The 11,384-nt window shown below is 58.0% G+C and carries 10 protein-coding genes; 5 read left to right on the forward strand and 5 right to left on the reverse strand.

Annotated features, from left to right (window positions below):
- Positions 1-187: 187 nt before the first annotated feature.
- The 5 genes from recA (at position 188) to ACO07T_RS13260 (ending at position 5,749) form a co-directional block, all read left to right on the forward strand.
- Positions 188-1,261 (forward strand): recombinase RecA, encoded by a 1,074-nt coding sequence (recA, locus tag ACO07T_RS13240; protein ID WP_209080932.1) that lies wholly within the window; start codon positions 188-190, stop codon positions 1,259-1,261.
- 20 nt (positions 1,262-1,281) lie between these two features.
- Positions 1,282-1,812, forward strand: a complete 531-nt coding sequence (locus tag ACO07T_RS13245; protein ID WP_422049808.1) for an MOSC domain-containing protein — start codon at positions 1,282-1,284, stop codon at positions 1,810-1,812.
- Between the two features lie 96 nt (positions 1,813-1,908).
- Entirely contained in the window at positions 1,909-4,581 is a 2,673-nt protein-coding gene (gene alaS, locus ACO07T_RS13250; RefSeq protein ID WP_422049809.1) for an alanine--tRNA ligase, read from the forward strand.
- Between the two features lie 78 nt (positions 4,582-4,659).
- The gene (locus ACO07T_RS13255) at positions 4,660-4,947 is read left to right on the forward strand and encodes a DUF1330 domain-containing protein (RefSeq protein WP_209062921.1); all 288 of its coding nucleotides are present in this window, start codon (positions 4,660-4,662) and stop codon (positions 4,945-4,947) included.
- Positions 4,948-4,966: 19 nt separating this feature from the next.
- Positions 4,967-5,749, forward strand: coding sequence for a class II glutamine amidotransferase (locus ACO07T_RS13260; protein WP_422049810.1), 783 nt, complete (start codon positions 4,967-4,969; stop codon positions 5,747-5,749).
- Between the two features lie 2 nt (positions 5,750-5,751).
- On the opposite strand, the gene ACO07T_RS13265 is transcribed toward ACO07T_RS13260, so the two are convergent.
- The 5 genes from ACO07T_RS13265 to ACO07T_RS13285 form a co-directional block, all read right to left on the reverse strand.
- Positions 5,752-6,813 carry a hypothetical protein gene (locus ACO07T_RS13265; RefSeq protein WP_422049811.1) on the reverse strand — a complete coding sequence of 354 codons (1,062 nt, stop codon included), beginning with the start codon at positions 6,811-6,813 and terminating at the stop codon, positions 5,752-5,754.
- Between the two features lie 158 nt (positions 6,814-6,971).
- Positions 6,972-8,792 carry a translational GTPase TypA gene (gene typA, locus ACO07T_RS13270; RefSeq protein WP_209062916.1) on the reverse strand — a complete coding sequence of 607 codons (1,821 nt, stop codon included), beginning with the start codon at positions 8,790-8,792 and terminating at the stop codon, positions 6,972-6,974.
- A gap of 71 nt (positions 8,793-8,863) precedes the next feature.
- Positions 8,864-9,199 (reverse strand): DMT family transporter, encoded by a 336-nt coding sequence (locus tag ACO07T_RS13275; RefSeq protein ID WP_422049812.1) that lies wholly within the window; start codon positions 9,197-9,199, stop codon positions 8,864-8,866.
- Between the two features lie 15 nt (positions 9,200-9,214).
- Positions 9,215-9,835, reverse strand: a complete 621-nt coding sequence (locus ACO07T_RS13280) for a YitT family protein (protein WP_422049813.1) — start codon at positions 9,833-9,835, stop codon at positions 9,215-9,217.
- Between the two features lie 156 nt (positions 9,836-9,991).
- On the reverse strand, positions 9,992-11,206 hold the full coding sequence (locus ACO07T_RS13285; protein ID WP_209080951.1) for an NADP-dependent isocitrate dehydrogenase: 1,215 nt from the start codon (positions 11,204-11,206) through the stop codon (positions 9,992-9,994).
- Positions 11,207-11,384 lie beyond the last annotated feature (178 nt).

Raw genomic sequence — 11,384 nt, forward strand, 5'->3', positions numbered from 1 at the left:
CTCGTTATGGTTTGTCTCAACTTATTATTGATCCGTAAACTAGTTGTTAACCAGCGCCTGCGGAAGATGTTCTTATTCTTTTCTATTGATTTGTTCTCCTTTTGATCTCATAAGATTGTGGAACAAGAGGTGAACACAGGCAGTGATTGCCGCCCGCGTGCGGGTGTGGAATAAGGAACCAAGCAAAATGGCAACGGCAGATCTTTTGACAATGACCTCCAAGAAATCCTCATCCCCGGATAAACAGAAGGCGCTGGACAGCGCGCTGGCACAGATCGAGCGGCAGTTCGGCAAAGGCTCCATCATGAAGCTGGGGGCTGACAACCCTGCACAGGAGATTGAGGCGACCTCGACCGGGTCCCTGAGTCTGGACATTGCGTTGGGCATTGGCGGTCTGCCCAAGGGCCGGATCATTGAGATTTACGGGCCGGAAAGCTCCGGTAAAACCACGCTGACGCTGCATTGCATTGCAGAGGAGCAGAAAAAAGGCGGCGTCTGCGCCTTTGTGGATGCGGAACACGCGCTGGACCCGCAGTATGCCAAGAAGCTTGGCGTCAATCTGGACGAGCTGCTGATTTCGCAGCCTGACACCGGGGAACAGGCGCTTGAGATCACCGACACGCTGGTGCGGTCCGGGGCTGTGAACATGGTTGTGGTCGATTCGGTGGCGGCACTGACGCCGAAATCCGAACTTGAAGGCGACATGGGTGACAGCAATGTGGGTGTGCAGGCACGCCTGATGAGCCAGGCGATGCGTAAGCTCACAGGCTCTATCGCACGCTCCAACTGTATGGTGATCTTCATCAACCAGATCCGGATGAAAATCGGCGTGATGTTTGGCAGCCCTGAAACCACGACCGGTGGTAACGCGCTGAAATTCTACAGCTCCGTGCGTCTGGACATCCGCCGCATTGGTGCGCTGAAGGACCGCGACGAGGTGGTCGGCAACGCAACCCGCGTGAAAGTGGTGAAAAACAAGGTGGCACCGCCGTTCAAGCAGGTGGAATTTGACATCATGTATGGTGAAGGCATCTCCAAAATGGGGGAACTGCTGGATCTGGGCGTGAAAGCCGGTGTGGTGGAGAAATCCGGCAGCTGGTTCAGCTATGGTGATGAGCGGATCGGGCAGGGGCGTGAGAACGCCAAGACCTTCCTGAAGGAAAACACCCGTATGGCGCTTGAGATCGAAGACAAGATCCGCGCCGCACATGGGTTGGATTTCGACATGCCACCTGCTGACGAAGAGCTTTTGGAAGATTGACCCCTTCACATGAAGAGTTAATGCGGGCTTTGCCGCATGTTTTGGCCGCTCCCAAAGACGGGGCGGCCATTTCGCATTTGTGCCTGCGCCCTGAACGCAATGCGCGCAAATTTGTCGATGAGATCACCCTGACCAAAGCGCAGGGCATTCCGGGCGAGCGGTGGATGACCCAACCCTGGATCCGCACGGAAAACGGTGATCCGCATCCGGGCATTCAGGTCTGTGTGATTCCAAAACGGGTTCTGGATCTGGTCTGGTCCCCAGAAGATGACGCGCTGTTTCCCGGTGATACCTTTACCGCCGATTTGGATATGACCGAGGCGAACCTGCCCGAGGGGCAATATCTTTCGGTGGGCAGCGCGGTGCTGCGGGTGTCTGAGGTGTTCAATGATGCCTGTGTGAAGTGGAAAGCGCGCTATGGTCAGCCGGTTTTTGACTGGGTGCGCACGCCGGAATACCGCAACCTGCGACTGCGGGGCATTTTGTGCAGCATTGAGAAGGACGGTGTCGTGCGCAGCGGGGATGTGATGCGGAAAATCGACCGGATATAGGTCCAGCTGCGCCTTGATCTCTTTGACATGTGGACAGGCAGGCGTGGGGGTTATAAACCCGCTGCAATACCGAAACTCAGGTAAAGAGATCAGCCCATGGCCAGCCTTAACGACATCCGGTCGACCTTTCTGAATTACTTCGCCAAACAGGGCCATGAGATTGTGGACTCAAGCCCGTTGGTGCCGCGCAATGACCCGACGTTGATGTTCACCAACTCGGGGATGGTGCAGTTTAAGAACCTCTTCACAGGGGTGGAAAAACGCGACTATCAGCGCGCGACAACCTCCCAGAAATGTGTGCGCGCCGGTGGCAAGCACAACGATCTGGACAACGTGGGCTATACCGCGCGCCACCACACATTCTTTGAGATGCTCGGCAACTTTTCGTTTGGCGATTACTTCAAAGATGAGGCGATCCCATTTGCGTGGGAGCTGATCACCAAGGAATTCGGCATTCCGAAGGACAAGCTCTACACCACCGTCTATCACACCGATGACGAAGCCTTTGAGATCTGGAAGAAACTCGGCGTGGCTGAGGAGCGGATCATCCGCATCGCCACTTCGGATAACTTCTGGCAGATGGGGCCAACCGGCCCTTGTGGTCCGTGCACGGAAATCTTCTATGACCACGGCGATCACATCTGGGGTGGCCCTCCCGGCTCCCCTGAGGAAGATGGCGACCGTTTCATTGAGATCTGGAACGTGGTGTTCATGCAGAACGAGCAGTTTGAAGACGGCTCGATGAAAGCGCTGGACATGCAGTCGATCGACACCGGCATGGGGCTGGAGCGGATCGGCGCGTTGCTGCAGGGCAGCCACGACAACTATGACACCGATCTGTTCAAGGCGCTGATCGAGGCCTCTGCCAATGTGACCTCGACCGATCCTTATGGCGATCAGAACGTGCACCACCGCGTGATTGCGGACCATCTGCGCTCCACTTCCTTCCTGATGGCGGATGGGGTGATGCCGTCCAACGATGGCCGTGGCTATGTGCTGCGCCGTATCATGCGCCGCGCGATGCGCCATGCGCACCTCTTGGGGGCAAAAGATCCTGTGATGCATCAGCTGGTGCCAGCGCTGGTCACTCAGATGGGTCAAGCTTACCCGGAGCTGGGACAGGCGCAGGCGCTGATCGAAGAGACCCTGAAGCAGGAAGAAACCAAGTTCAAAGCGACGCTGGATCGTGGTCTGAAGCTGCTGGATGACGAGCTTGGCGGGTTGGAAGAGGGCGCGCCACTCTCTGGTGAGGCGGCCTTCAAACTCTATGACACCTATGGCTTCCCGCTGGATTTGACGCAGGATGCGCTGCGCGAGAAGGGCCGTGAGGTTGACACCGACGGGTTTGACGCCGCGATGGCGGAGCAGAAAGCCAAGGCGCGTGCGGCCCATGTGGGCTCCGGTGATGTGGCTGAAGACGCGATCTGGTTTGACATTGCCGAGGACAACGGATCTTCCGAGTTCCTTGGCTATGACACCGAAACCGCCGAGGGGCAGGTGCAGGCCGTGCTGAAGGATGGTGCGCTTGTTGATGCGCTGGCGGAAGGCGAAGAAGGCTGGCTGGTGATGAACCAGACGCCGTTTTACGCTGAAAGCGGTGGCCAGGTGGCAGACCATGGTGTGGTTGCGCGCCTTGAGAACCGCGATGAGCTGGGCCATGTCACCGACGTGCAGAAGTTTGCTGATGGCAAGTTGATTGCGCATAAGGTCAAAGTGGCGCGTGGTACGATCTCCAAAGGTGATCCGGTTGCCATGGACGTGGATCACGCGCGCCGCACCGCCATTCGCGCAAACCACTCCGCGACCCACCTGCTGCATGAAGCGCTGCGCGAGGCGCTTGGCGATCACGTGGCACAGCGTGGCTCGCTCAACGCCGATGACCGTCTGCGCTTTGACTTCAGCCACAATAAGGCGCTGAGCGCTGAGGAGCTGACCCAGGTTGGCCTCGATGTGAATGCCTATATCCGTCAGAACACCGCCGTGGAAACCCGGATCATGACCCCGGATGATGCCCGTGAAATGGGCGCGCAGGCGCTCTTTGGTGAGAAATATGGCGACGAGGTGCGCGTGGTCTCTATGGGCCGTGCCAACACCGGCAAAGGCCTCAATGGCGACACTTACTCGCTGGAGCTTTGCGGCGGCACCCATGTGAAACAGACCGGCGACATCGGTGTGTTTGTGCTGCTGTCTGACAGCGCGTCTTCTGCCGGTGTGCGCCGGATCGAGGCGCTGACCGGTGAGGTGGCGTTTGCGCATCTGGAGCGTGAAGCCAAACGTGTGGCCGAAGTGGCTGGCACGTTGAAGGCGCAGCCTGCTGACATCGTGGACCGTGTGAAAGCGCTTCTGGATGAACGTAAGGCGCTGCAAAACGAAGTGGCGACCCTGCGTCGTGAGCTCGCCATGTCTGGTGGTGCTGGTCAGGGCGCTGGCCCGGAAGCCAAAGAGATCAACGGTGTGAAATTCTTTGCACAGGTGCTCTCTGGTGTGTCCGGCAAAGACCTGCCGCCGCTGATAGACGAGCATAAGGCGCGTCTGGAAAGCGGTGCGGTGCTGCTGATTGCGGACACCGATGGCAAAGTGGCTGTGGCTGCTGGCGTGACCGATGATCTGAAAGGCGACCTGAGCGCTGTGGATCTGGTGCGCGCGGCTGTGGGCGCATTGGGTGGCAAGGGCGGCGGTGGTCGTCCGGATATGGCGCAGGGCGGTGCCAAAGATGCCTCCAAAGCAGACGAAGCCTTTGTCGCTGCTGAAGCGGTGATCGCTGGCTGACCATTTGGTCAAATTCTACTTGGACTGCCCGGCATTTGGCTTAGAGTGTCGGGCAGAACAACAGGATTGGAGAGCCAGATGGGCGCACTTTGGATTGCACATGTCACCGTGACCGACGCGGAGGCCTATGGAAAATACGCAGAGCTCGCAGGCCCTGCGATTGCCAAACATGGCGGCGAGTTCATCGCGCGCGGCGGCAAATTTGTGCAGCTTGAGGGCAAAGAGCGCCCCCGCAATGTGGTGGCGAAATTCCCGGATGTGGACACGGCGGTGGCCTGTTATCACAGCCCTGAATACCAAGAGGCGCTGAACCATGCGCGTGGCGCAAGTGAGCGCGAACTGATGGTGGTTGAAACCACCGATTAAGCGGAAGGAGACTGGCCAGATGTGTCGTTGGGCCGCCTATATCGGGCACCCCTGTTATCTTGAAGATCTCGTCACGCGGCCAGATCACTCGCTGATCCAGCAAAGCATGCAGGCGACTGAATGCAAAACCCAGACCAATGGCGATGGCGTTGGTCTGGCGTGGTATGGAAGCCGTCCGGAACCGGGGCTGTACCGCGACACCCATCCGGCCTGGTCTGATCCCAATCTGCGCTCGCTGACGGCGCAGGTGCAATCGGAGCTGTTTCTGGCGCATGTGCGCGCTTCAACCGGCACTGCTACCAGCCGCAACAATTGCCATCCTTTTGCGATGGGCAAATGGTCTTTCATGCACAACGGGCAGATCGGGGGATTTGAAAATTTCCGCCGCCGTGCTGATATGCTGATCCCAGATGACCTCTATCAGGAACGCAAAGGCGCAACGGACAGCGAAGTTCTGTTTCTCTTGGGGCTGACCGAAGGCTTGCAGGACAATCCACGTGAGGCGATGGAAATTGCCGTGGGTATTCTGGAGCGGATGAGCCGGGAGCGGGGCAGCACGCCACATATGCGGCTGGCCACAGCGTTTTCTGATGGCGAGACGCTTTATACGATCCGCTATGCCTCAGATGATCGCGCGCCCACGGTCTATCACAAGATCAGCGAAAGCCGGAGCGGCCGTGCGGTGGTGAGCGAGCCTCTGGTGCCCGCCGAAGATGGCTGGGAAGTGGTGCCGCCGGGCAGCTTCTGCCGCTTTCACAAAGACGGAAGCTATGAGATCGAGCCGTTCTCGCCGCTGAGTTGACCTCAGATCAGGAAGAACCGCACGGCCCAGAACAGGAAGATGCCGTGCAGGATCGGGTAGACCCAGATCACCAGATAGGTGTCGATCTTGCGCGCCAGGGCTTCGCGGCCCGTGGTTTTCATGCGCCGGAGCATGATGTTCACAAGCACGGTTGAGCCGGTGATGACAAACATGCCCGCCAGCAGGGAATCCATAAAGGTGAGATAGCCGAGCTTTGGCAGCATCGTGGAAATCGCGAAGTTGAAGGCGACAAACACCAGCAGATTGGCGGAGGCCATGTCGATGCGGCGGCGATATTCTTCGAGAAAGAACGTGGCCCAGGTTACAAAGAGGATGATGACCAGCGGCAGCATGATGCGCAGCATGTAATATTGCACATGGCGTTTGCCCTCAAACCGCAGGGCAACCATGGAGGTTTCGCGCTCCCCAATGCCGGGCACGTTTGAGGCGGCGATGCTGGAGTTGGACAGGATCCATTCCTCTTCGCCGAGCAAATCCCCCATGCCGGTTTTGTCCTCCAGTGGGTAGAATTCCACAAATTCGGTAGGAAGCAGGGAGGAGACTTCGACAAAAAACTCCTGCTTATCAAACGGATATCTTTTAAAATTGAAGTGTGGCGCCTGAAAGGTGGCGCTGAAGCGTTCGGCGTAGTTTGTTTGACCCGTTGCAGAGACCAGAATTGAGGATTGCTGTGTGAAGCGGCGGCCCTGCTGGTTGCGGAAGATGAAATAGGGCAGAAACTCTCCGCTCTCTTTCAGTTCTTCGCTGAACCCTTCCGGACTGTAGGTTTTGTATTCAAAGCCGTGTTCTTCGGCGTCAAAGGCGAGATCGGGGTAGTCCACCTGCAGAAATAGCGTGCCGACCACGCCGAAGTTTTCGGACTGCTGATCAACAAAGGTGATCTGGTCGATCTTGATGCCAACGCCCACGCGCTTATGGGCGTTTTGTGTGGTGATCGCTTGTCGCGCGGGGAGCGCGCCAAAGCCTTCCATCTGGGCATGCAGGAGCGCGGGCGTGAAGGTAAGGAGGCTGAGGGCAAAAGCTGCAAGCAGTCTGAGCAACATGGCGACAAAAAAGAACCTTTGGAAATCAATTGTCCCAAAGGTCAAACAAAATGCGCGTTTTCTCAAGACTTAATGCGATATGCCGCGCGCGGTTGCAAAACCATGGTGCAGCAGATCCCAAAAAGAAACGCCGGAGCGGGGCTCCGGCGTTTTGTCATTTAGCCAACTTGCTTGGACATCCGCTTGCGCTCATGCGGGTCCAGATAGCGTTTGCGCAGACGCACGTTGTTGGGGGTCACTTCCACCAGCTCGTCGTCGTTGATGTAGGCAATTGCCTCTTCCAGAGAGAGCACCATCGGCGTGGTCAGACGCACCGCTTCGTCAGAGCCGGAGGCGCGAACGTTGGTGAGCTTCTTGCCTTTGAGCGGGTTCACTTCGAGATCGTTGTCACGGGAGTGCTCGCCGATGATCATGCCGGTGTAGACGTCGGCCTGTGCGCCGATCATCATCTTGCCGCGATCTTCGAGGTTCCAGAGAGCGTAGGCCACAGACTGGCCGTTCTCCATGGAGATCAGCACACCTGCGCGGCGGCCCGGGATGGCGCCTTTGAATTCGGTCCAGCCGTGGAACACGCGGTTCAGAACGCCGGTGCCGCGGGTGTCGGTGAGGAATTCACCGTGGTAGCCGATCAGGCCACGGGATGGGACGTGCGCGATGATGCGGGTTTTGCCTGCACCTGCGGGGCGCATTTCAACCAGCTCACCTTTGCGCGCGCCGGTGAGTTTTTCGATCACCGCGCCGGAGTATTCGTCATCCACGTCGATGGTGGCCTCTTCGACCGGCTCCATCTTCACGCCGTTCTCTTCGCGCATGATCACCTGCGGACGGGAGATCGACAGCTCAAAGCCTTCGCGGCGCATGTTTTCGATCAGAACGCCCATCTGAAGTTCGCCACGGCCGGACACCTCAAAGGCTTCGCCACCCGGGGTGTCTTCGATTTTGATCGCGACGTTGGATTCCGCTTCTTTATAGAGGCGGTCACGGATCACACGGGACTGCACTTTTTTGCCGTCACGACCGGCCAGAGGGCTGTCGTTGATGCCAAAGGTCACGGTGATGGTGGGCGGATCGATTGGCTGTGCTTCCAGCGGCTCATCCACGGCCAGCGCGCAGATGGTGTCTGCCACGGTGGCTTTCGCCATACCCGCGATGGAGACGATGTCGCCAGCTTGGGCTTCTTCGATGTCCTGCTGGGCAAGACCACGGAAGGCCTGAATCTTGGTGACGCGGAACTGTTCGATTTTCTGGCCGATGCGGGAGATCGCCTGGACGGTTGCGCCCACTTTCAGTGTCCCGGATTCCACACGACCGGTGAGGATGCGGCCCACAAAGGGGTCAGAGCCCAGCGTGGTGGCCAGCATGCGGAAATCATCGTCCTGACGGGTCACCTGCTTGGGGGCAGGAACGTGGTTCACGATCAGGTTGAAGAGCGCGTGCAGGTCTTTGCGCGGGCCATCAAGCTCTGCATCCGCCCAGCCGTTACGGCCGGAGGCATACATATGCGGGAAGTCGAGCTGATCGTCGTTTGCATCAAGCGAGGCAAAGAGGTCAAAACACTCATCCAGCGCGCGGTCCGGCTCGGCGTCTGGCTTGTCGACTTTGTTCAGCACCACAATCGGGCGCAGACCCAGCGCAAGCGCCTTGGAGGTCACGAATTTGGTCTGGGGCATTGGGCCTTCTGCGGCGTCCACCAGCAGAACCACACCATCCACCATGCTCAGGATACGCTCCACTTCGCCACCGAAGTCGGCGTGGCCGGGGGTGTCCACGATGTTGATGCGGGTGCCTTTCCATTCCACGGAAGTTGGCTTGGCAAAGATCGTGATGCCGCGTTCGCGCTCCAGATCGTTGCTGTCCATGGCGCGTTCCGCCACTTCTTGGTTTTCCCGGAATGCGCCCGACTGTTTCAGCAGCTCGTCCACAAGCGTGGTTTTGCCGTGGTCAACGTGAGCGATGATGGCGATGTTGCGAAGATCCATAAGGGCAGCCTTTTCTGTTCGCGCCCGCCCTAACGCGGGTTGCGACAAAAGGCCAGCCCTTTATAGGGAAATTAATGCACTGCGGTCTTAGAAAACAGGTTGATGATCAAGATGCCAACCACAATCAGACCCATTCCCAAAATGGCGGGCAGGTCGAGCTTTTGGCCGAAAGCAAAATAGGCGATCACGGAGATCGAGATGATGCCAAGGCCGGACCAGACCGCATAGGTGATGCCCACTGGCAGGAACTTGAGGGTCAACGCCATCATGTAGAACGCCAGACCATAGCCGATCACCACAATGATGGAGGGGATCGGTTTGGTGAACTGCTGGCTTGCCTGAAGCGCGGCGGTGCCGATGGTTTCAAACACAACGGCGATCAAGAGGATCAGATAGGCTTTGGGCATGGGGCGTCCTGATGGTCAGCGCGCGATGTAGCGATCGCGCCGGTGGTTGGTTGCAATCATTATATTGGTGATCGCGGCGCCGATCAGCGAGAAGACGACAGCGTTCAGGTCAAAAAACGACAGGGCGAGTGCAAAGACGACCACATCAAACCCAAGTTGCGTCCAGCCTGCTTTGATGCCGCGGGTGTCTTGCAGCCAGACCGCAACGATACCCACACCGCCAAGGGTGGCACCGTGGCGGAACAGGGCTATCAGGCCGGAGCCTGCGGTGATGCCTGCGAGGATTGCGGCCACCAGATTGTTGAGGTCGCTGATGGTGAAGAAGCTGGGCAGCAGATAGGACCAGAGCGACAGCAGCCCGACAGCCATGAAGGTTTTGAGCGTGAAGGTGAGCCCCATGCGCAGGTAGGCGATCACGTAGAACGGCATGTTGAACACAAAGAACAACGCGGCGAAGGGCACGCCAAGCGCTTTGCTGGCCACAAGTGCGAGGCCCGCGATTTGACCGGTGAACAACCCGCTGTTCTGCAGGAAGGTCACAGACAGCGCCACCAAAAGTGTGCCAACCATAAGCCCCTGAAAATCATCAAAGAGGCTGTGTTTTTCGGGGTGAGGGGATTCCAGAAAGCTAACCATGGGGTGCGATTTGGATCAGAGAGCGCGGACTGTCCAGAGGGGGCAGGGCAAAGCAGCTATGAACGCTGCACAAAGCTCTGCCGTTGCATGAAGTTTGGGCATGTAAATTCAGGTGGTAAAAAGAAAAGGCGCCCGCATGGGGCGCCCTCTCAAACGTTACGCGGCAAGCGCCTTGTTGAGATTCTCGTCGATCTTCTCAAGGAAGCCCATGGTGGTGAGCCAGCCCTGATCCGGACCAACCAGCAAGGCGAGGTCTTTGGTCATATAGCCGCTTTCAACGGTTTCGATGATCACACGCTCCAGCGTCTCGGCAAAGGCGCGCAGGGCGATGTTGTTGTCGAGTTTGGCGCGGTGCTTCAGGCCGCCGGTCCAGGCGTAGATCGAGGCGATCGAGTTGGTGGAGGTGGCTTCGCCTTTCTGGTGCTGACGATAGTGGCGGGTGACGGTGCCATGGGCCGCCTCTGCCTCCACGATCTTGCCGTCCGGGGTCATCAGCTGGCTGGTCATCAGGCCGAGCGAGCCAAAGCCCTGTGCCACGGTGTCTGACTGCACGTCGCCATCGTAGTTTTTACAAGCCCAGACAAATTTGCCGTTCCACTTCATGGCGCAGGCGACCATATCGTCGATCAGGCGGTGCTCATACCAGATGCCGGCGGCTTTGAATTTCTCTTCAAACTCTTCCTCATAGACCTTCTGGAACAGGTCCTTGAAACGGCCGTCGTAGGCTTTCAGAATGGTGTTCTTGGTGGAGAGATACACTGGCCAGCCAAGGTTGAGGCCGTAGTTCAGCGAGGCGCGTGCGAAGTCGATGATCGAGCTGTCGAGGTTGTACATCGCTTGATAGACGCCTGCGGATGGGGCGTCATAGACCTCTTTTTCGATCACCGTGCCGTCTTCGCCGACAAATTTCATGGTCAGCTTGCCCGCGCCCGGGAAGGTGAAATCGGTGGCTTTGTACTGATCGCCAAAGGCGTGGCGGCCCACAACGATGGGGGAGGTCCAGCCCGGCACAAGGCGGGGCACGTTGCGGCAGATGATCGGCTGGCGGAAGACCACACCGCCGAGAATGTTGCGGATGGTGCCATTGGGGCTGCGCCACATCTGTTTGAGGCCAAATTCCTCGACGCGCTGCTCATCCGGTGTGATGGTCGCGCATTTCACCGCTACGCCGACCTCTTTGGTCTTCTCGGCGGCGTCGATGGTGATCTGGTCGTTGGTGCGGTCACGCTCTTCGATGCCGAGATCATAATAGAGCAGATCGAGGTCGAGATAGGGCAGGATGAGCTTGTCTTTGATGAACTGCCACATGATGCGGGTCATCTCATCGCCGTCCATTTCGACGATCGGGTTATCAACTTTGATCTTGGTCATGGGGGTCTCCTGTGAGCCGAGTCCTTCTTGCCGCTTCCTTAGCGGAAGTCAGGCCGATTTGAAAGTATTGTATGCAATAGTATACTAAAAATTCGTAACATCTGCAGAAGTCTCTGCCTTGCGGTGCCGCGTGAGCGCTGCGGGTTGGCGAGAAGGCATCTCGACCGCACGCACGCGC

The sequence above is a fragment of the Shimia sp. genome (genome assembly GCF_965227725.1).
In the GTDB taxonomy this organism is placed as follows: Bacteria; Pseudomonadota; Alphaproteobacteria; order Rhodobacterales; family Rhodobacteraceae; genus Shimia.